16 protein-coding genes and 1 pseudogene are annotated in these 22,251 nt (G+C 47.4%); 6 read left to right on the plus strand and 11 right to left on the minus strand.

The genetic code is table 11. The annotated features are described in order from the left end of the window. Positions 1 to 13: 13 nt before the first annotated feature. Genes rlmM through ACWA5Z_RS10590 form a run of 3 tightly spaced genes read right to left on the minus strand, consistent with a single transcriptional unit; the run spans position 14 to position 2,456 of the window. A complete protein-coding gene (gene rlmM, locus ACWA5Z_RS10580) occupies positions 14 to 1,129 on the minus strand; it encodes a 23S rRNA (cytidine(2498)-2'-O)-methyltransferase RlmM (protein ID WP_431052165.1) in 1,116 nt (371 codons plus the stop codon). 4 nt (positions 1,130 to 1,133) lie between these two features. Continuing rightward, the gene (locus tag ACWA5Z_RS10585; RefSeq protein ID WP_431052167.1) at positions 1,134 to 1,544 is read right to left on the minus strand and encodes a DUF423 domain-containing protein; all 411 of its coding nucleotides are present in this window, start codon (positions 1,542 to 1,544) and stop codon (positions 1,134 to 1,136) included. A gap of 24 nt (positions 1,545 to 1,568) precedes the next feature. Next, positions 1,569 to 2,456 (minus strand): transcriptional regulator GcvA, encoded by an 888-nt coding sequence (locus ACWA5Z_RS10590; protein WP_431052169.1) that lies wholly within the window; start codon positions 2,454 to 2,456, stop codon positions 1,569 to 1,571. Between the two features lie 339 nt (positions 2,457 to 2,795). Between ACWA5Z_RS10590 and ACWA5Z_RS10595 the strand changes: the two genes are divergently transcribed. From ACWA5Z_RS10595 to ACWA5Z_RS10610, 4 genes are all read left to right on the plus strand, one after another. Next, complete coding sequence (locus ACWA5Z_RS10595) at positions 2,796 to 3,230, plus strand: MarR family winged helix-turn-helix transcriptional regulator (protein ID WP_431052171.1); 435 nt, start codon at positions 2,796 to 2,798, stop codon at positions 3,228 to 3,230. A 72-nt stretch (positions 3,231 to 3,302) separates the two neighbouring features. After that, positions 3,303 to 4,322 (plus strand): branched-chain amino acid aminotransferase, encoded by a 1,020-nt coding sequence (locus ACWA5Z_RS10600; RefSeq protein WP_431052173.1) that lies wholly within the window; start codon positions 3,303 to 3,305, stop codon positions 4,320 to 4,322. A gap of 316 nt (positions 4,323 to 4,638) precedes the next feature. Continuing rightward, entirely contained in the window at positions 4,639 to 7,281 is a 2,643-nt protein-coding gene (gene ppc, locus ACWA5Z_RS10605; protein WP_431052175.1) for a phosphoenolpyruvate carboxylase, read from the plus strand. Positions 7,282 to 7,416: 135 nt separating this feature from the next. Then, positions 7,417 to 7,731, plus strand: a complete 315-nt coding sequence (locus tag ACWA5Z_RS10610; protein WP_431052177.1) for an HI1450 family dsDNA-mimic protein — start codon at positions 7,417 to 7,419, stop codon at positions 7,729 to 7,731. Between the two features lie 92 nt (positions 7,732 to 7,823). Here ACWA5Z_RS10610 and bioD read toward each other — a convergent pair whose 3' ends face one another. Both bioD and ACWA5Z_RS10620 read right to left on the minus strand, forming a co-directional pair. After that, a complete protein-coding gene (gene bioD / locus ACWA5Z_RS10615; RefSeq protein WP_431052179.1) occupies positions 7,824 to 8,549 on the minus strand; it encodes a dethiobiotin synthase in 726 nt (241 codons plus the stop codon). A 106-nt stretch (positions 8,550 to 8,655) separates the two neighbouring features. Further along, a complete protein-coding gene (locus ACWA5Z_RS10620) occupies positions 8,656 to 9,861 on the minus strand; it encodes an ROK family protein (RefSeq protein WP_431052181.1) in 1,206 nt (401 codons plus the stop codon). A gap of 260 nt (positions 9,862 to 10,121) precedes the next feature. Here ACWA5Z_RS10620 and asnS point away from each other — a divergent pair, with 260 nt between their 5' ends. Further along, entirely contained in the window at positions 10,122 to 11,525 is a 1,404-nt protein-coding gene (asnS, locus tag ACWA5Z_RS10625; protein WP_431052183.1) for an asparagine--tRNA ligase, read from the plus strand. A gap of 219 nt (positions 11,526 to 11,744) precedes the next feature. On the opposite strand, the gene sbcB is transcribed toward asnS, so the two are convergent. The 6 genes and pseudogenes from sbcB to mukF all read right to left on the minus strand — a co-directional run bounded on the left by sbcB (position 11,745) and on the right by mukF (position 21,079). Continuing rightward, positions 11,745 to 13,166, minus strand: coding sequence for an exodeoxyribonuclease I (gene sbcB / locus ACWA5Z_RS10630; protein ID WP_431052185.1), 1,422 nt, complete (start codon positions 13,164 to 13,166; stop codon positions 11,745 to 11,747). 3 nt (positions 13,167 to 13,169) lie between these two features. After that, positions 13,170 to 14,072, minus strand: a complete 903-nt coding sequence (locus tag ACWA5Z_RS10635) for an EamA family transporter (protein ID WP_431052187.1) — start codon at positions 14,070 to 14,072, stop codon at positions 13,170 to 13,172. A gap of 14 nt (positions 14,073 to 14,086) precedes the next feature. Then, a pseudogene (locus ACWA5Z_RS10640) lies at positions 14,087 to 14,371 on the minus strand (protein adenylyltransferase Fic); the annotation flags it as partial. Positions 14,372 to 14,441: 70 nt separating this feature from the next. Then, positions 14,442 to 18,941: a chromosome partition protein MukB gene (gene mukB, locus ACWA5Z_RS10645; RefSeq protein WP_431052189.1), complete on the minus strand. Its 4,500-nt coding sequence runs from the start codon at positions 18,939 to 18,941 to the stop codon at positions 14,442 to 14,444. Next, a complete protein-coding gene (gene mukE / locus ACWA5Z_RS10650) occupies positions 18,941 to 19,726 on the minus strand; it encodes a chromosome partition protein MukE (RefSeq protein WP_431052191.1) in 786 nt (261 codons plus the stop codon). The genes mukB and mukE overlap by 1 nt, the downstream gene beginning before the upstream one ends. A gap of 27 nt (positions 19,727 to 19,753) precedes the next feature. Further along, positions 19,754 to 21,079, minus strand: coding sequence for a chromosome partition protein MukF (mukF, locus tag ACWA5Z_RS10655; RefSeq protein WP_431052193.1), 1,326 nt, complete (start codon positions 21,077 to 21,079; stop codon positions 19,754 to 19,756). A 208-nt stretch (positions 21,080 to 21,287) separates the two neighbouring features. Between mukF and ttcA the strand changes: the two genes are divergently transcribed. Next, complete coding sequence (gene ttcA / locus ACWA5Z_RS10660; protein ID WP_431052195.1) at positions 21,288 to 22,241, plus strand: tRNA 2-thiocytidine(32) synthetase TtcA; 954 nt, start codon at positions 21,288 to 21,290, stop codon at positions 22,239 to 22,241. Positions 22,242 to 22,251: the final 10 nt, after the last annotated feature.

The following is a 22,251-nucleotide window of genomic DNA, read 5'->3' on the forward strand; positions in this document are numbered from 1 at the left end:
TATGTATCCAATATTATTTATCACTCGAAGACGGTCGGTAAACCGAATCCAGATAGACATGCACGGTAATTTCTTCCCGATCATGAAAAAGCTGTTTGGCTTGCAGCCGATGGCTAATGCCCTTTTTGTTCAGATCGTCACTCAATGTTTGCAAACAAGACCGCACTTCTTGATAGCGTTTTTTCATCGGCAGTTTTAGGTTGAAAATCATCTCACGACACCAGCCGTTGAGCAACCATTTGCTCATTAAGGCGGTGATCCGCGCCGGTTGCTCCACCATATCGCACACCAGCCAATCCAAGCGGGTGCGTTTCGGCGGTTGGAATTTGAAACCGTCTTCCGGGCAATGATCCACCCGTCCGCTTTCCATCAGCGACGGTGCGATTTTACCGTGATCGACCGCATACACAAACATGCCGCGTTTGACTAACTGATAAGTCCAACCGCCGGGGCAAGCACCCAAATCAGCGGCTTTCATCTGATCGTTCATGCGTTGCTTTTCTTCTTTTTCGCTGAGAAAAGTCAGGATCGCTTCTTCCAGTTTTAAGGTGGAACGGCTTGGCGCGTCGCTTGGGAATTTCAGGCGTGGAATGCCCATAAAGTGCGGTGCATGGTTGTTGTTGTAAGAATAACCGACATAGCAGCTATCATTGGTAATAAACAACACATGCAAGGTGACGCCGCTGCCGCGAATTTCACGAAAATTCAGCAGACCGCACTTTTTCAATTGTTGCCTTAATGGCACGGTGAATTTGCGACAAAAGGTCGATAACGCTTTTGCCTCATTGGTGTCGGCGGTTTCCACCCACAGCTCGGTGCTTTGTTGCAAGTTAACCTGCTGATTTTGCTGATATTGTACCACAATCGGGCTGATACGGTCGTCAAGCGGCAAATCACTCAATAAATCGGAAACCACAATCAGTTGGCGGGCAAAAATCAGTTGGTTGAACGGGATTTGTTGCGCCAAGCGATCGGCTTCGCCTGCTTGGTAACACTCGAAAATGACATAACCGCTGTTTTCCACCACCCGCGCAAAGCCGTACACGCCTAAATCGCCTGCTTTTTCGCTGATTTCCGCTGCCAGTTCTTTTTCAAAACCGATACGGCAATATAATGCCAATTTATTCACGAGCTTAACCTCTTGGCTTCATACTGCCGGCAATGCTGATAAACGCCAACGCGCCCCAGCCGATTAAAAATGCCGTGCCGCCAATCGGCGTGATCCACACTAAACTTCTGATATCGGTTAATGCCAATCCGTACAAGCTGAACGAAAAACAGAGAATGCCGATGGCCCAACTGTAACCGATCCAGTTTAAACCACGATTACGGCACGCCGGCGCAGGCTGGTTCTTGGTTGCGGTGACAAAGAGCCCCAATGCGAGTAACGCCAAGGTATGAAAAACTTGGTATCTCAAGCCTTTTTCGATCCAATCCAGTTGTAAAAAGGTCAAGTGCGGTTCCAAACCGTGGGCGGCAAAAGCGCCGAATGCGACGCAGAAAAAACCGCTGATGGCGGCAAAGGTTAAAAAACGGTTTCCCATAGTAATCCTTGGTCTGTCGGGTGGTTAGTGGTGTTGTCGGATATGTTCGATGATCCAATTGATAAACGAAACGGTCTGTATTTTATCCGAATAATTCGGATGATACACCACATAAAATGATTTTGGATCGGTCACATCGGTGAAAAAGACCTCTTTCAGCGAGCCGTCATTGATATATTGCTGTGCCAGAATCTTGTTTGCCAAGACCACCCCTTGCCCATGCAATGCGGCTTGTAACGCCATAAACGTATGGCTGAACACCGAGCCGTGTTGAATATTGAGATTGTCCAACTGCAAATGTGCCGCCATCCGCTGCCAATTTTCGCGGGTGTGGATATGCAGTAAATTGTGTTGCGACAAATCGGTTAAGTTTTGCAACGGCTTATGCTGTAGCAGTTTCGGGGCGGCCAAAATGGACAAACACCCCTCCAATAAACGCTGGCTTTTTAGCCCGCGCCAATCGCCTTTACCATAAAAAATCGCGACATCCGCATCGGCGAGAATATCGCTTTCATCATAATCGAAACCCTGAATATTCACTTCAATCGCCGGATATAACCGATTAAATTCGCTCAGTTGCGGCACCAACCAAGCCAAACCAAAGGTTTGCGGCACTTTGATGGTCAGTTCCAGATCATGCTGACTGTTTCTGAGTTGATCCGTTACTTCCGCCAAGCGGCGTAAAATCACTTTGATTTCATGAAAATAAGCACTGCCCTGTTCGGTCAGCTCCAAGGCGCGGTTTTTACGGATAAACAGCGCATTGCCTAAGAAATCTTCCAATAATTTAATTTGGTGGCTGATAGCGGCTTGGGTAACAAACAGTTCATCTGCAGCCTTGGTGAAACTTAAATGACGGGCGGCCGATTCGAACGCTTTAAGTGCATTTAACGGGGGCAAACGTTTATGCATGACATATCCTGTCGTTAAAATCGCATAAATAAAATTTATGCGAACGATAAAAAAATATAAATTGTTACTCGTGACGGCAAAACCTAAAATGGTCGCATTGCTTAAGCAACATGGTGTTGTTTTTAAGTATGATGTTGTGTTTTATCTAGTTCACTAGATTTGAGTTTTACTGTTAACTTCCTGTATATTTTAAAACCCATTTGGTTTATCGGCCACTCAATCCTTGAGTGGCTTTTTTCTGCCGCTTATTCTAACATAAACCTGCATTTTTTATCCTATCTTCCGGCCGATTGTTATGTTAAATTTTCAGCCAATTCATTTTTGCAGGGAAAATCAGTTATGAGTTCTGAAAACCAAAGTCAATCTATTATTTGGCAGTTAAAAAACCTGACGTTAAGCCTTAACAAATCCCTTGATCAACTGTTACAGCAAGAAGGCTTGACCCTCTCGCAAGCGCGGGTTTTGTTGTTGCTTTTTAGCGAAAATGGGCAAAATCAAAGCAGCTTGATGAAGCAGCTGCAAATTGAATCCTCCTCGATGACCAAAATTATTGATCTGTTGGAACGGAAAAATTTTATTGTGCGCAAAGACAACCCCCGTGATGCGCGGCGCAAAAATATTTTTCTGACTAAACAGGGACAACATAAAGAACAAGCAATTCACCAGTTGTTACAACAATTTGAAGCGACGCTGCTCGCCGCCCTGTCTGCGAGTGAAACGCAACAACTGCAACGCTTGCTGCAAAAATTCAGCCCGAAATCAATTAATGATTGATTTGACGTAAAAATAGGATAAAAATGACGGATATTTTTATCTAAAGCAAAGAAATAAGAGTAAGGAAAAACAATGAGTGATGTTTTATTAGATTGGGAAAATTTAGGCTTTGGCTATATCAAAACCGATTTCCGTTATATTTCCCACTGGAAAGACGGTAAATGGGACGGCGGCAAACTGACTACCGATAATGTGCTGCATATCAGCGAAGGCTCAACCGCACTTCACTATGGGCAACAATGTTTTGAGGGGTTGAAAGCCTACCGTTGTAAAGACGGCAGTATTAACCTGTTCCGTCCTGACGAAAATGCCAAGCGCATGCAACGCAGCTGCCAACGTTTATTAATGCCGCAAGTGCCGGTGGAGATGTTTGTCGATGCCTGTAAACAAGTGGTTAAAGCCAATGAAAAGTTTGTCGGTCCTTACGGCAGCGGCGCAACCTTGTATTTGCGTCCGTTTTTAATCGGCGTGGGCGATAATGTTGGTGTACACGCCGCCCCGGAATACATTTTCTCGATTTTTTGCTGTCCGGTCGGCGCCTATTTCAAAGGCGGGATGAAACCGACTAACTTCATTATTTCCGAATATGATCGCGCTGCGCCGCAAGGCACCGGGGCAGCCAAAGTCGGCGGTAATTATGCCGCCAGCTTGCTGCCGGGCAAAGAGGCAAAAGAACGCAACTTCGGCGATTGTATCTATCTTGATCCGAAAACCCACACCAAAATCGAAGAAGTCGGCTCGGCGAATTTCTTCGGTATCACCAAAGACAACCAATTTGTTACCCCACTGTCACCATCGATTTTACCAAGTATCACCAAATACTCACTGCTCTATTTGGCAGAACAACGTTTGGGCTTGAAAGCGGTTGAAGGCGATGTGTATATTGATAAATTAGATGAGTTTATCGAAGCCGGGGCTTGCGGCACGGCGGCGGTCATCACTCCGATTGGTGGCATTCAAAACGGTGATGATTTTCATGTATTCTACTCCGAAACCGAAGTCGGACCGGTGACTAAAAAACTCTATGCGGAACTGACCGGCATTCAATTCGGTGATGTAGCCGCGCCGGAAGGTTGGATTGTCAAAGTCTGACTGCCAATAGTTGTCTAAGCAACCGCACTTTGGCTGTTCAAAATAAGCCAAGTGCGGTTTTTTTATATTAAAAAATAAAAATCAATTGGTTTTATTTTTCCACTTTAAAAATCTATATTTGTTTCAATTCTGTTTAATTAGATGATGATTTTCTCACATCGTTCATGGTTATTTTTCGTATTTGTTAAAAATAATGCAATCTTTTATCAGAAATACCAAATCCGAGTTAATTTAGATTGACCGCCTTTCCTATTTTTTGTTATATCTATCACAGTTTCTAAATTTTAAAATTGACTTTCTGAATAAGGAATAAACTATGATTCAGCAATACAGTGAAATGCGCAATAATATCAGTATGCTCGGACGGTTTTTAGGCGAAACCATCAGTGATGCGCAAGGCAGCGATATTCTCGATTTGATCGAAAATATCCGTGTTCTTTCGCGTGATTCGCGCGCCGGCAACGACAAAGCGCGCCAAGCGTTGCTCGATACCCTCGCAACGATTTCCAATGACAATATTATTCCGGTGGCGCGTGCGTTCAGCCATTTCTTGAATCTGACCAATATTGCCGAACAATACCAAACCATTTCACGCCACCATGACGACGCAAATTCCAGCCAGCGCTCGATTGGCAGCTTGTTCAGTAAGCTCAAACAGCACGGTATCAAACAAGAACAGGTGCTAAGTGCGGTCGATAATCTGTTGATCGAGTTGGTGTTGACGGCTCACCCGACCGAAGTCACCCGCCGTTCACTGACTCATAAACACGTTGAAATCAATAAATGCCTAAGCAAATTGGAGCATTCCGATTTGACCGTGAAAGAGCGCACCGCAATCGAACGCCGTTTGTTGCAACTGATTGCCGAGGCATGGCACACCAATGAGATCCGTACGCAGCGCCCGACTCCGTTTGAAGAGGCAAAATGGGGCTATTCGGTGATTGAAAACAGCTTATGGAAAGCCGTGCCGATGTTTTTGCGTCAACTCAACGACAGCACCCGCGACTATCTGGATTTCACCCTGCCGGTCGATTTTACCCCGGTCAAATTTTCTTCATGGATGGGCGGCGATCGTGATGGTAACCCGTTTGTCACCAGCGCCGTCACCCGCAATGTGTTGAATTTGGCGCGCGCCAAAGCCGCCGAGTTGTTTTTGGAAGACATTAAGCTGTTATCCGATGAACTTTCAATGGTGGAAGCGACCGAGGAGTTCAAAGCCAAATACGGCGAACACCAAGAACCGTATCGCTATATCGTCAAAGATCTGCGTACCAAATTAAAAGCGACGCAAAATCACTACAATGACTTATTGGCGGATAGACAGCCGAGAACCACAATCGACCAGATTATCACCAAAAACGAGCAACTTTGGCAACCGCTGTTCGATTGCTACACGTCCCTTTCCAACTGCGGAATGCGGATTATCGCCAACGGCTTATTGTTAGATACCTTACGCCGTATCCGCTGCTTTGGCGTGACCCTGTCACAGTTGGATATTCGCCAAGAAAGCACCCGTCACAGCATGGCGATTGCCGAAGTGACCCGTTATATCGGTTTGGGGGATTATGCGCAATGGAACGAAGCCGACAAACAAGCGTTTTTGATTCGCGAACTCAATTCGCGTCGTCCGTTGATTCCGATTGAATGGTCGCCAAGTGCGGAAACCAAAGAGATTTTAGACACCTGCAAAGTGGTGGCGGAACAAAACGAAGGCGTGATTTCGGCTTATGTCATTTCTATGGCGAAGTCAGCTTCTGACGTGTTGGCCGTTCACTTATTATTGAAAGAAGCCGGCTGCAATAAGAATATCCCGGTCGTGCCATTGTTTGAAACGCTGGAAGATTTAGACAATTCCGAAGCTGTGATGGAAGAACTGTTTAATGTCGGTTGGTATCGCGGTTTTATTAAAAATAAACAAATGGTGATGATCGGCTACTCCGATTCCGCCAAAGACGCGGGCATGATGGCCGCCTCTTGGGCGCAATACCGCGCGCAAGAAGCGTTAGTGAATTTGTGTGAAAAATTGCATATCGAATTGACGCTGTTCCACGGTCGTGGCGGCACAATCGGCCGCGGCGGCGCTCCGGCGCACGCGGCGTTATTGTCACAACCGCCTAAATCACTGAAAAACGGTCTGCGTGTGACCGAACAAGGCGAGATGATTCGCTTTAAACTCGGCTTGCCGCAAGTGGCGGTCGGCAGTTTGGAGTTGTATGCCAGCGCAATTTTGGAAGCCAATTTACTGCCGCCGCCGGAACCGAAAGCCGAATGGCGCGGCATTATGGATGATTTATCCCGGCTCTCTTGTGAGATTTATCGCGGCACTGTGCGCGAACAGCCGGATTTTGTGCCCTATTTCCGCTCTGCGACACCGGAACAGGAATTGTCGCGCCTGCCGTTAGGCTCGCGTCCGGCAAAACGCAACCCGAAAGGTGGGGTTGAAAGTCTGCGTGCGATTCCGTGGATTTTCGCTTGGATGCAAAACCGCTTAATGTTGCCGGCATGGTTGGGCGCCGGCGCCTCGATTCAAACGTTGCTGAATAACGGCAAAAGTGCGGTGGTGGAAGAAATGTGCCAAGGCTGGCCGTTCTTTTCTACCCGTATCGGCATGTTGGAAATGGTGTTCAGTAAAACCGATTTATGGTTAGCCGAATATTACGATCAACGTTTAGTCGAACCGCACTTATGGGCTTTGGGGCAAGAATTACGCCAACAATTGCAAGCCGATGTCAAAACCCTGCTTGACTTATCGCATAAAGATCAATTGATGGACGATTTGCCATGGGTTGCACAGTCTATTGCCCTGCGCAACGTTTACACCGATCCGTTGAATTTATTGCAAGTGGAACTGTTACATCGCCTGCGCCAACAGCCGGAAGAACAGCAAGATTCGCACTTAAATCAAGCTTTAATGATCACCATCACCGGGATCGCGGCAGGAATGCGCAATACCGGTTAATCATACCGTAACCGATAATGCCCTTGTTATCTTGATAGCAGGGGTATTTTTTTATAAAAGTGCGGTTACCCGTTGGTTTCCCGCGCAGAAACAGGTATGCTAACCGCACTTTGCTTACCCTTTGAGGAATAAATAATGACAACCAAACGTGATCCCGATAATGCGATTGATACCGCCTATGATATTTTTTTGGAAATGGCGGAGGAAAACCTCGACCCGGCGGATATTTTGTTGTTTAACCTGCAATTCGAAGAACGCGGAGCGGTGGAAATGGTGGAAACCGCCGACAATTGGGATGAAGAAATCGGCGTGTTAATCGATCCGGAAGCCTATGCCGAAGTCTGGGTCGGATTGGTGAATGATAAAGACGAAATGGACGATATTTTCGCCAAAGTCTTGATTTCGCACGATATGGAAAATCCGGAATATCATATTGTGTGGAAAGAATAGTGCGACAAGCGCCGAACGCCATTTCCCTCCCTCCCCATTTTTCCTAACGAAAAGCGGTATTTCCTCCGTACACGGAAGGAGAGAAATCAAAGCTAGCGCATGGTCTGCAAATAACTTAAGCGCTCAATGTTATTCATAAAATGCGCTAGATCCTGTTTTTCCGGCTGATGTAAATAGGGAATTTGCCCCAATAACGGTGCGTCGATTTTACTGGAAAGCAACTCGATAATCGCACTGTAATTACTCAAACCGGGATTAATCCGATTTGCCACCCAACCGATTAACGGCACTCCGCTCTTTTCAATCGCTTGCGCTGTCAACAACGCATGATTAATACAGCCCTCTTTAATTCCGACCACCAATACCACCGGCATTTTATGCTCGGCAACCCAATCGGAAAAATCCAAAGTGCGGTTAATCGGTGTCAGCCAACCAAAAGTGCCTTCCACCAAAACGGTTTGATAGCGCGATGTCAATCGCCGCAAATCGCTATTGATTTTTTCGATTTGAATCACCTGCGGCTGCTCCAAGAACTCATTCAAACCCGGCTCTTGTTCCAACGGCATGGTATAACTGTTGATGTCATGATATTGCAACGGTTCGGTGCAACTTTCCAATAACGTCAGTACATCGCCGTTCTGTTTATCGTTTTGTTCTGTCGGCGCATCGAGATAGGGATGATAACCTCCGTCACCGCAGGCAATCGGCTTATAGCCGACAATTTGGCAACGTTGCTTTTGCAATGCCTGGATAATCGCCCTGCTTGCCACGGTTTTACCGACACCGGTATCGGTGCCGGTTACAAAAAAACAACTCATAATTTTCCCTCGACATTCGTAGTACGGGGAAAATTTTAAGCAAAAATGAAAAGCAATTTATTGAGCTAACACAAGTTTTTAGCAAATAATTAACAGGCGCCGCCAATTATCGAACAATATCGGCAAATAATTCGCCGTTGTACAGTTGTTGTTTAATCGCCGATGACGCGATTTCCGGGTCATTCCAGCTAAATTTAGAGGTGATAATCTCCACCTGCTGCTCGTCCGATAGCAGCGCATCTTGCAATTTCAACGCCAAACGCTGTAAAAACAGATCTTTGACCGACAATAACCGGGTGTTGATCATGATTTTTTCCGAGGCAAAAATATTGGTCAGATACATCAACAAGTACGACACATTGTCTGCCAGATGGTGAATAATCTTAATCGCCGCCGGATTTTCCTGCTGCGCCTGTTCGCATAAAAACTGAATTTTGTTTTCATCATTCGGCAACTCGTTTGGCAACAATAAATCAACCAGTTGATAAATCGCTTTATTGCTGACCTGATTATACAGATAGTGCCGCTCGACTTCCGGCACATCAAATGCAATTTGATCGCTGAGTTCACTGATTTTCGGCAACGACACTTTATCGATATTCATCCGTTTCTGTTTTTCGTTCTTAATCATCTTGCCTTCGCTGAGCACACTGATATTAATCGCATCGTCAAACTGCAAGAAAATCACATTATTACTGTTAATCGCATTGCCTAAGTGGCTTTCGGCGAAAGTCCACATCGCAAAGTGTTCCGCCACGATAATCGGAAATTTGAAATGCTGCTGTAACATGTCCTGCAACTCAGGATTCAACTCTTCAGCCCCAAGGTAAACCCGTTTTTCAAATTTATCGACTCGTCCGAGAATACACAACGAACACGCCAAAATATGCTGTGCCGCTTCATTGTGCTGTTTTAAGAAACCGTTAATCGCCGAGCCGATAAACTCATCCAATACCACCCGTTTATCCAACGGGCAGTGTTGCACCTGCAACTGCTTTCCATTGAGCTCGCATAAGCTGATATCCAAACTTTTTTCACTCAGCGTGACAGCCAAATATTGCCAATAAAATGGCGACAAGCAGATCCCGACCGCCGGACGCCCGCGCACGATAGTATTTTGCACCGCTCTTTCAATCACAAAATGGCAATTGATCAATTCTCTGGTCAAATTGGTAATACTCGCGGGCGCAAAACCTGAAATCTTGGAAAGATCAATTCTTGAAATTAATTCAAATTGCTCGATCAGGCGGTAAACTGCACCTAAATGCTGCAAATTGACCCGATTTGCACCTTCTTGTTTTATTTTTGGCATAAGTTCTTCTCTTGTGTTGTCATCTATTGCCGATAAGAATATTTTCGATAGCCTCTTGTTATACGCATTTATTTATTTAATTACAATAAGATATTATCAAATATGCTAATCAGCTCACGATTTCGACATAATATTTTTCTCAAATAAATATTATCTAACCATTCGGCGGAAAATCGGTTATTTCCATTCAAATCGTTGTATTTTGGCTTGGAATCAGTAAACTAGACGCACTTTTTATATTTGTCTAATTTGAGGAAAAAATGGCTAAAATTTCATCTATTCATGATGTTCTGCAAGGAAAAGTTGCCGTCGGTGAAACCATTACCGTTCGCGGTTGGGTTCGTACCCGCCGCGATTCAAAAGCAGGCTTCTCTTTCTTGGCGGTCTATGACGGTTCATGCTTTGATCCGATTCAAGCGGTGGTCAGCAATAGCCTGGCGAATTATCAAGATGAAGTATTGAATCTAACCACCGGCTGTTCCGTAATCGTAACCGGTAAAGTGGTCGAATCGCAAGGGCAAGGACAAGCGGTTGAACTGCAAGCGGACGATGTGGTTGTCAGCGGTTGGGTTGAAGATCCGGAAACCTACCCGATGGCGGCAAAACGCCACAGTGTCGAATATTTGCGCGAAGTGGCGCACCTGCGCCCGCGTACCAATTTAATCGGCGCGGTGGCACGGGTGCGTCATTGCTTAGCGCAAGCCATTCACCGTTTCTTCCACGAACAAGGCTTCTATTGGGTGGCAACGCCGATCATCACGGCGTCTGATACCGAAGGTGCGGGCGAAATGTTCCGTGTCTCCACTTTAGATTTAGAAAATCTGCCGCGTGGCGAAAACGGCTTGGTGGATTACAAGCAAGATTTCTTCGGTAAAGAAGCGTTTTTAACCGTATCAGGACAACTCAACGGCGAAACCTATGCTTGCGCCTTGAGCAAAATTTACACCTTCGGACCAACGTTCCGTGCCGAAAACTCCAACACTACCCGCCACCTTGCCGAATTCTGGATGGTTGAGCCGGAAGTAGCCTTTGCCGATTTAGCCGACAATGCCGCGTTGGCGGAAGCAATGTTGAAATATGTGTTTAAAGCCGTATTGGAAGAGCGTGCCGATGACCTGAAATTCTTCGCCGAACGCGTGGATAAAGACGTGATCACCCGTCTGCAAAAATTCATTGCCTCTGATTTCGCCCAAATCGACTACACCGACGCGATTGAGGTGTTGCTGAAATCCGGTAAAACCTTTGAATTCCCGGTGAAATGGGGAATCGACTTATCCTCCGAACACGAGCGTTATTTAGCCGAAGAGTATTTCAATTCCCCGGTGGTGGTGAAAAACTATCCGAAAGACATCAAAGCGTTTTATATGCGCCTTAACGACGACGGCAAAACCGTTGCCGCAATGGACGTATTAGCGCCGGGTATCGGTGAAATCATCGGCGGTTCGCAACGTGAAGAACGGTTAGAGGTGTTGGATCAGCGTTTAGCCGAAATGGGCTTAAACAAAGAAGATTACAGTTGGTATCGCGACCTGCGCCGCTACGGCAGCGTACCGCACTCCGGCTTCGGTTTGGGCTTCGAGCGCCTGATCGTTTACGTCACCGGGATACAAAATATCCGCGACGTCATCCCATTCCCACGCTACCCGCGCAATGCGTCGTTCTAAATTTTACTACTGATACGCAACGCCCTGCTTCGGCAGGGCGTGAGATTGCTGACAAACTGACTTCCCTCCCTCCGTATACGGAGGGAGGGAAGTTATTAGAGAGATACATTGACCAGTTTTGCACACGCGTCTTGCTTCAAGCCAGCCCTTTTAAACGCAATTTTTTTAACGCAATAATGTTACCAATACTACTCAAAATTATTTAACAACGGATTATGACTAACTCAGCAACTTTTCGCCGTACTCATACACCTGTTGCAATAACGCCAGTTTTTCAGGATCATTTTGATACTGTTCGCCTAATTGTTGCAGCGATTGTACAAAGACCTCCGCACTTTTTTCCAGTTTCAATTTGCGGTATTTCTGCCATTTAATCTGCTCTGCACGGTTCAACGTGCGGTAAAAATGACGGGCGCGGTAGTGGAACAGTAAATCGGGAATACGTTTGTCTTCAAAGGTTAAATCCGGGTTTTGCAACTGCTCTGCGCTCAAGCTACGCAAAATTTGCAGATTGCGTTTATCGGCATTGCTGAAAAAGCCGTTGTAAAGTGCGGTTTCGACATTCAACTCGTCGGAATATTCACGCTGTTCGCTGAAAATAGCGATCACTTTGTCGCGAATTTCGTAAGATTGAAGTAAACGCTGCTGATTTTGCCAACATTGTTCACGATCAATCCCCAAGCGTTCGGCACTTTGCGGCAATAAGGTTTTTTCGGGGGCGACAATCGGGCATTTGTTGATATGCACCAATTTTAGCGGTACAGGTAAAATCCCCTGCGCTTCCAACTCCGCTTTTTTACTGTATAACCGCACTTTTAACGTTTCGGCATTCAGGCTCAACAAATCGCTGAGATCGGCACTCAAATCACACACGATCACCGCATTATTATTGGTCGGGTGCCATGCCAACGGTGCGACAAGTGCGGTATTGCCGCGATAGTTTCCGAGCATGCCGGAAACGTGCACCAACGGGGTCATATTGGCGGTGTCGATCAGTTTCTCCACCGCTTTTTTGTTGCGCAGATTGAAAAAATAATCGAACAAGCGTGGCTGTTTGGCTTTCACCAATTTCGCCATTTCAATCGTTGCGTACACGTCCGCCATTGCGTCATGGGCGTTGCTGTGTTCAATGCCGTTCGCCACTGTTAAGCGGTCTAATTTAAACGACGGCAAGCCGTTTTCGTCATATACCCAATGAATTCCGTCAGGGCGCAACGCATAGCAAGCGCGCAACACATCCAGCAAATCCCAACGGGAATTGCCGTTTTTCCAACTGTATTCGTAAGGGTCGATAAAATTGCGGTAAAAGGTGTAACGGGTCATTTCGTCATCGTAGCGAATGCTGTTATAGCCCATCACGCAAGTATTGGGCTGAGCAAACTCTTGCAAAATACGCGCGGCAAATTCCGGTTCGGATACGCCTTTTTCGTTGCACGCTTGCGGCGTGATCCCCGTCACCAACACAGCCTCCGGCGCAGGCAGGTAATCGTTGGTCTGCTTGCAATACAACATCACCGGCTCGCCGATAATGTTAAAATCCGCATCGGTGCGAATGCCGGCAAATTGCGCCGGTCGGTCGCTTGCCGGATTGATACCGAAACTTTCGTAGTCGTAAATAAAAAAGCTAAATTCTTTCGCCATTTGTTAGCCTATGATTTTATCCAAATAAAATAAGCAGATAATCGACACAATCCCCAAGCCCACGCCGATAGCGTTGGCTTTGTTGATTTTCTCTTTGAACAGCCACGCGCCGGTCAACGTGCCTAAACAGATCACGCCGATATTCATGCCGGCAAAGACTAACGTCGGGTTGTCGCTATAGCTTTGATGGGCTTTGATATAAAACAGAATATTCATAAAATTCAGCACGCCGAGCAGCAAACCGCCCAACATACTTTTGCCGTGCCAACGGGTTTGTTTAATCAGCAAATAAATAAAAATGACACAGGCCGCTAAGCAAAACGACACAAATAACGTCAACGGAAACGCGCTACCGCTCTTTGCCATTTGCTTAAATAAAATATCGATCACGCCATAACCCAGCCAAACCAACAGCAGGTTAAACCAACCTTTGCCGACCGCACTTTTGCCCGCTATGCTTTTGGCTACAATGCTTTGCGGCTCGTCTTTTTTCCATAATAAGCATAAAAGTGCGGTAAACGCCAGTACCAGACTAACCGCACGGCTGCCGCTCAGCACCTCATTGAAAATCGTAAACGAAGCTAAAATCGGTAAAAACAACGATAACCGTTGTGCCGCGTCGGAGCGCACAATCCCGGCACTTTCCACCGCTTTCGACATCACGAGAAACACCGTCGGCAGCAAAATCCCTAAGGCTAAAAATAAGTAGGAGTATTCATTTTGCGCCACGACTTCGCCAAATGACTGCCCGGAAAAATCGGGTTTCAAAAAAGAATAACTCAGCCCGATTGCCATAATATAATTAAACGCAATCGCTTGGGCGATATTGATATTCTGCTTGCGTGCCACTTTCAAAAAAACCGACACGATCACACTGCAAAGCACAGCGATGGCAAGGTTGTGCATAATTTTTCCTATTTCATTTCAACGTATTTTTCGATAATTTGTTCAAAGCTGTTTTCAGGCATTTTTTCAATCGCGGCAAGGGCGGCTTTGAGGTATAACGCATTGGCAAAGCGAAAATTGCTTTTTGAGATATTTAACTCACGGATCTGACCGGCAAAATCATATAAACCGTCAAATAAATAATGGTGAATTTGTTGCAAGCCTTTAGTTGTGCCGATTTCCAGCCGGTGAATCGCCCCGGAGTCATATAAATCATAGGCTTTTTGTTTGCTGAGAAGGTCGATTTGTTGTGTGTTCATCTGTTCTACGCTCAAAAAGGGGAGTTATGGCGTACATGATACGCCCTAATAATTTCAACCGCACTTTGCCCTACTCCGTCGCCCCAAATCCGCGTAAACCAACCACATGCACATATTCGTGATTATGGGCGATTTTACGCACCAGTTTATAGGTTGTGCCTTTTTCCGGGCTGATATTTTCCGGCGCGGCGATCAAAAGCTGCATATCGAGGCGTTCGCACAGTTCGAACAAAGTTGAGATCGATTTGGCGTCGAGGCGGGCGGCTTCGTCGAGGAACAGCAAGCGGCACGGCAGAATATCTTTGCTGCGAATGCGGCGGCTCTCTTCTTCCCAACTTTGCACCACCATCAACAAAATCGACATCCCGGTACCGATCGCTTCACCGGTTGAAAGTGCGCCGCTTTCCGCACGCAACCAACCGTCTGCGCCGCGATAAACTTCCACTTCCAGATCAAGGTAGTTACGGTAATCCAACAACTCTTCGCCAATGGTTTGCGCAGTGCGTTGTCCCATATCAATATGCGGATTGACCCGTTGATACAGTTTCGCCAAGGCTTCGGAGAAAGTAATTTGATTGTTGTTGAACAGATCCTGGTAATCGTCCTGCTCGCCCGATAACGCATTCAGCAAAATTGCGTGGGTATCGCGAATATTCACCACCAAACGCACCGATTTCACCTGTCCGAACGCAATATTCTGTAAACCTTGGTTCAACATGCGAATCCGGTTTTGCTCGCGTTGAATGGTTTTGCGCATGATATTGGCGACACTTTCGCTACTGATCGCCAATTTGCGTTCACGGTTGGTCAGCTCTTCGGTCAAGCGTGACAGTTCGATTTCCATTTGCTCAATCGCGTCAATCGGATCGTCGGTTTTAATAATATCCTGACGAATCCGCTCGCGCAGATGTTGATAGACCGCGATAAAAAACCGCACTTTGTTTTCCGGTTTGCGGCTGTCTTCCGACAAACGCAAGGCGTCACGCAGATATTCGTTGTCGGCGACGGCGGTACGTAATGCGCCCAAGGCTTTATCCGACATCGAACGCAATTCGTCAGCGGAGAGATAGGCCAGTTCGCGTTTATTCAAGCGGCGTTCCACATCACTGTTGCGTGACAAACGAAGTACTACGCACCAACTCACTTTTGCCGCCACCACCAGCTCACGCTGACTGCGGTAATCGCGTTCGGATTTGCGGATAATACGCGCCAAATTCTCGCTTTCCGCCTCTAACAAGGTCAGTTGTTTTTCCACATAATGGCGGCGTTGGCGGCTTTGTGACAGGGTTTGGTGCAGTTCATCGCGCCGTTGTAACGCACGCTGTTCCGCCCCTTCATCGGCACGTCCGCCGATTTTATCCACTTCTTCCAACAGTTCGAGCAACATATGATTTTTCGCGTCCAGCGAACTGCGTAACGAAATTTGTACTTGGTTAAACTCGGCAAACTGCTTCTGTTTCTGTTGCAGTTGATCGCGTTGCTGTTCCCGTTGTTGTTGCAACTGCTCCAAACGTCGACGCAACTGTTCGTTCAGCTCTGAGCCTTCGCTTTGTAGCTGCTGTTGATAATCGAAGTGTGCGCGCCGTTGCAACACATCAGACAGCGCATAAAAACATTGTTGCGCGCGTTTTTGCTGATCAACGGTGGTTTGATAGTCATTTTTCAGAGCGTCGTATTGTTGCGGATCGTTCTGCAAACTGGCGGCAATCGGCTCAAGTTGTTGTAATTGCTGCCCGAATTGGCGTACGAACTGCACATCTTGCTCGGCATTCAGCAACTGCTCGCGATATTCCTCAATGCGATCTTGCAAAGTTTCATCGGCTAACAGGTTGAATTGTGGCGATAGTTTATTTAACAGGCGCACCAACTCTTTGCTTTCGTTCAATTGCAACCGCACTTGCTGTTCGCCGGCGGTTAATTGGTTGAGTTCACGATCCAATTCGTTGCGCTGCGCATTGATTTGCTTCATTTCCTGCTCAGGATCAGGCAAGAATGCCAACGCCAAATGCAAGCCGACAAACTGGCTGAATTGTTGATGTAAACGTTGGCACTTTTGTACGTCAAACGCCCGCTGCGCGTGCTGTTCATTGATTTCGTCCAACTCACCGGCTAAATCTTCCAAGCGTTTTTCGCGCGCTGCGCGTCCGAACAGCGGAATTTCCGGGAATTTGGAATAGCGCACTTCACGTTCGGACACCTGTACCACCACGCCGCCCTCAAGCTCCTGCGCAGAAAATACATTATCATCAAACGCCGCCGGATCACCCTCGATTAAGTAGAGATCGTCCGGGCAATCGTCCAGCTCTTGCAACTGTTTTTTCACGGCTTCTAAGTCGCGAACCACAATCGCATGGCGCGCCGGGCCGTATAAGGCGGAGAAATACGGCGCATCGTCAAGCGGCACATCGTCATATAATTCCGACAGCAACACGCCGCCGAAACGCTCGGCAAGGGCATTCAGGCGGTGATCTTCCGAACCGTCCGGTTGGCTTAAGCGGCTGATTTGTTGTTCCAACTGCTGTTTTTGCAACTGCAACTGATCGCGCACCATGGTATGTTCGCGCTCTTTTTCCAGCTGCGTTTGCATAAAATCCATCACATCTTGGCTGTCGCCGAACTGCTGCCCGCTCTGCTCGCACAAGCGTTCCAGCGCCGCTTGTGCCGTCAGCCATGCCGGGGCTTTGCGCTCGTTTTCTTGATAAAGTGCGGTCAGTTGTTCGCGTTTTTGACGCAAAGCGGAACGCTGTTCACCCTGTTCGGTAAGATTATGGGTCAATTCATCAACCAAATCTTGTTGTTGTAAATGGAAGTCGTCCAGCTCTTGCGGTTCGCTTAATGCCAAGCCGCTGCGCTGATTAAACGCTTGCAACAGCTGTTTCGCGCTGTTTTGCGCCTGCAAACGCTGTTCCAATTCATTGACTTGGCTGCGCAAGCCGACCGCACTTTGCGCTTGTGCTTTCTGTTGCGGATAATCCGCCAACAGGGTTTTCGCCTGTTCCCATGCGGCAGAACGCGGCACATCGCCGACAATCTCGCTCAGCAAGCGATAGGCTTTGTCAAACTGCGATTTTGCCGCATCAGACACCGATAACCGCTGTTCCAGTTGCAACACCTTGGCAGTCAATTCTTCCACTTGCTCTTCAAATTCTTGATGATACTGCTCGACATTTTTCAAGGCGAGATCGTTTAAACCACACACTTCTTTGGCTTTTTCCAACGCTTTCACCGCTTGCTGATATTGCAAGGCGCGTGTTTGTTGCGCGTCTAACGCTTGTTGGTAATCCGCCAGTTGTCCACGCACCTGATCGATTTCAAGCTCGCCCTGTTCAAACCGCTGTTGCGCCTCTTCCAACTGTTCGGCGGCGGTTTCGACTACGATTTGCTGCTCTTCCAGTTTTTCGCGCAACTCGTTGACATCGTCTTGATAGCGGTTGATTTTCTCCTGATGGCGCAACACGTTTTGCACCAAATTCAAGTGATCGACCGCACTTTGGTGATCGACTTCGAGGCGTTTTTCGCTTTCTGCCAAATCCGCCGCTTCCCTGCTGAGTTCAATCAGTTTTTGTGCGGAAAAGGTTTGTTCCTGTTTGGCACTGAACAAGGCACGGCGGAAATTCAATGCGCTGTCGATGTGGTGACGGCGATCATTGGCGTTGCGCATATAATCGGCGGCAACGTAAGCAGTGGATTCGTTAATCAAATGCTTGAACAAATCGCGATCCGCTTGGGTGACTTTAATCGCCTCCAAGGTCATGCGGTTTTCACGCAACGCCGCTTCCATATCCTGAAACGCCTTGCGCACGCCCAAATTTTCCGGCAATAAATAGTCGCGCAAGGAACGGGTGATCGCGCTGGAAATCCCGCCGTAGAGCGAAGCTTCAATCAGTTTATAGAATTTGCTGCGATCCGATGACGAACGCAACCGTTTCGGAATAATCCCCAACTCAAACATCATGCTGTGGTAATCGGTCACTGAATGATACTGTTTCAGTTGTGCGCCGTTCTGCTCGGCTTTGTCTTTTAATTCGTTTAACGCCAGCACTTTTGCCTGTTTTTCGTTCACCGCTTCGGTGAAAAGTGCGGTCGGCTCAACCGCCAGCGGCAAACCTTGAATCGAGAACGATTTAATATCGACTTTTTTATCGCGTCCGGCGACTTGCTGCAAACGCACCCCGACCAACACCCGCTGATTGCGTGAATTGAGCGTATCCAACGCCGCATAACACACGCCCGGGCGCAATTTGCCATGCAAACCTTTATCACGCGAACCGCTGGTGGCGCCGGCTTCGGTGGTGTTGCGGAAATGCAACAGGGTTAAATCCGGGATAAGTGCGGTGACAAATCCTGCCATGGTGGTCGATTTCCCCGCCCCGTTACCGCCGGACAGCGTGGTCACCAATTCGTCCAAATCAAAGGTGCGCGCAAAAAAACCGTTCCAGTTAATCAGCGTCAGCGAGCGGAATTTACCGCGTTCAACCGCACTTTGTACCGGGGTTGATGTGGCGAGGATGTTATCTGAAGTTGTCTCTTCGACTTGGTTAAGCCGTTGTTCGTTTTCAAATTCTGACATTATTCACGATCCCCTTGTTCATCATTGCTGTCGATTTCATCATCAAATTCGTTGTCATCTTCATTGTCTAAGACTTCGTTATCAAACTCGTTACTTTCCGGCTCAAGTGCGGTTTTCTTCGCTTGTTTCTCTTCTTTTAACGAATCCGCATTTGCCGCTTCGCCGTCGCGGATTAAACGCAGTTGCGCTTCAAGCGGATCATCGCCCGACCGCACTTCCGCCCCGAAACGGAACACTGATTCAGAAATCACAAACTTACCGCCGTACTGATCGCCGACGGTGGTAATCATGCCCAAACGGCGCAAACGGTTTAAGGCGGCGCGCATTTTTTCCGCCAGTTTTTGTTTATCCAAATCCGAACCGGAGGAACGCTGATTGACCGCTTTCAGCAATTTGCTCTCATCGGCTAAATTCAACAGTTCGTCATACACTTCCTCGCTGCTGAAAATGCCTTGCTGCGCCAAACGTTCCGGGCTGAGGTAGAGGTAGCACAACACTTTGCCGACCAACATCTCCAATTCGCTCAATACGCTGCGCCCAATCAAGGTGCTGGATTTCGGGCGCAGATAGAAAAAGCCTTCCGGCGCGCGAATCAATTCGACGTTATAACGGCGGTAAAAACTTTCCAGTTCGTACTGAAAATCCATCAAAAAGGCGTGATTATCCAAATCATCAAGGCTGATATGACGACCGGCACGCAGCAGGCTGTCCACCACAGGAAACAACGGATTGGCAATCGCGGTGGCGAGTTTGGTTGGCATGACTTCAGAAGTTTGATTTATCATAGTGAGTTCGTTCATTTAGCAGAAAAATTATTTATAACCGTCAATCACATTGGCTTGCACTTCCGCACCGTGCGGGTTGATTGCTTGCCATTGCGGATAGACCGCGGAGAAATCGTCGTTTGCCATGCCCAAACGCACCGCTTGATCGACGATAATCCGCGCCACATCGAAATGGCGCGACAGCGGATAGTGCTCAAGCTGTTGGCGCAGCACTTGGCTGAGGTCAATCGGTTGATTGTTTTCACGGTAGCGGATTAACAGGCTTTGCATTTGCTCCACAATCTGCTCATGCAGATCGGATAGCGATTCGTATTGCAGCTCTTCCGGCAATTCGCCCAGTGCGTCCTCATCGCTGAGGCTCAATTCCTCGTCGCGCAGATCGACCAAGCGCTCGGCTTGGGTCGTCCACAGATACCAAGGCGCGTCGAAATAGTGGTGAATGGATTGGCGCAAGCGGCGCGAGAAGACGCGGTTTTTATCCATATCAATCGCGGTGCGGATAAATTTATGCACATGACGGTCATAGCCGATCCACAGGTCAATCGCTTGTTGCCCCCAACTGATAATCCGATCCAGTTTGGCTTGCAGATTGACGATCAGTTGTCCGACAAAATCCAGTTCACCTCGCCCGATAATACAGTCTTCAATCCGCAACAGTTGCGCCTGCAATTTATCACCGGCGGCATTGAGCGTGTCTTGCAACTCGCGCAGATTGCCGGAGGTTTCGTCCAATAATTGTTCACAACTGAGCAACGCCGCTTGCCAGTCTTTAGTCAGCAATTCGGCGATCTGCTCTTTAATGCCCTGCTGATTTTCGTCCATGATCCGTTGCGACAAATCAATGCTATCGAAAATCTCCGCCACCGAATATTTTAACGGCGCATACACATTTCGGCGCCAATGGTGTTCATCGCCGTCCTCTTCGGCGGCGGATGAGGCGCGTTGAATTTCATCGGCAACAATCGAGAGCTGCACCGACAGGCGCAAGGCGGAAAATTCACGTTGGCGGATATAGTAATCGGACACGCCCACGCCGAGCGGCGTTAAGCGGTAAATGGAAAGCCCTTCGGTAAATTCGCTGCTGAAGCGGTTTAAAAAGCGTTGTTTAACCAGTTCGTTAATCGCGTTGTTGGCGCGCTGTTGCACCGTCTCTTCCGCCAAGCCGAATTCATTCGACACCAAACGGAACATGTCGACCAGATCGTGTTCGATCATCTCGCCGTCAATCCGTTCGTTATTGTAAATCGCAATCGTCAGCAAAAAGGCTAAACGTTCGGTCGGCAAATTCAGCGAAAATTCACGCTGTTTGGTCCAACTCACCAACTCCGGAATGGTCTGTGCCGTTTCAGTCATATATGCTACTCAAGTTCAAGATCCGATTCAGGATCGGTTGTCATTATCTGAATAATAAAGTCGACATTGTACACGAAAATTGACGGGCTGACAGCTCAAAAGCGCATTGGCAAGTGCGGTAAATTCATATAAAAAAGTAGCATTTCCCCCCGTTAGCCTTTATCCTATGCGCTGATTTTTACCTATTCTGCAAACCGCACTTTTAATTATGAATACAGCCAATAATTCTGTTGATAATACTCAACAAAGCAAAAAACAGATCTATAACCTGAATAAACTGCACAAACGCCTGCGGCGTAATGTCGGCAACGCGATTGCCGATTTCAATATGATTGAAGACGGCGATAAGGTGATGGTGTGTCTTTCCGGCGGCAAGGACAGCTATACTCTGTTGGATATTTTGCTCAATCTGAAACTGAGCGCGCCGATCCACTTTGATATTGTGGCGGTCAACTTGGATCAAAAACAGCCGGGCTTTCCGGAACATATTTTGCCGGAATATCTGTCCGGCTTAGGCATTGAATACAAAATCGTGGAAGAAAATACCTACGGCATTGTCAAAGAGAAAATTCCCGAAGGCAAAACCACCTGTTCACTCTGCTCACGTTTGCGCCGTGGTATTTTGTACCGCACCGCAACCGAGTTGGGCGCGACTAAAATTGCATTGGGACACCACCGTGACGATATGTTGGAAACGCTGTTTTTAAATATGTTTTACGGCGGCAAACTCAAATCCATGCCGCCGAAACTGATCAGCGACGACGGCAAACAGATTGTGATTCGTCCGCTTGCCTATTGCAAAGAGAAAGACATTGAGAAATATTCGATCGCCAAACGGTTCCCGATTATTCCGTGCAATTTGTGCGGTTCGCAACCGAATCTGCAACGCCAAGTGGTGAAAGACATGCTGCAAACTTGGGATCGCCAATATCCGGGACGGATTGAAACCATGTTTAGCGCATTACAAAACGTGACACCGTCACACTTGTGTGATCCGCAATTATTCGACTTTAAAGGTATCCGCCGTGGCGAACCGATTAATGGTGTGGAAGGTGACATTGCGTTTGATAAAGAAGAATTGCCGCCCTTCGACTGGCAAGATGAAGAGGACTTGCTCGACATCGATCCGCGGCAACAAATTCAATTCAAACAAGTCGGTTAAATAAGGATTT

The sequence above is a fragment of the Testudinibacter sp. P80/BLE/0925 genome, from assembly GCF_053570785.1.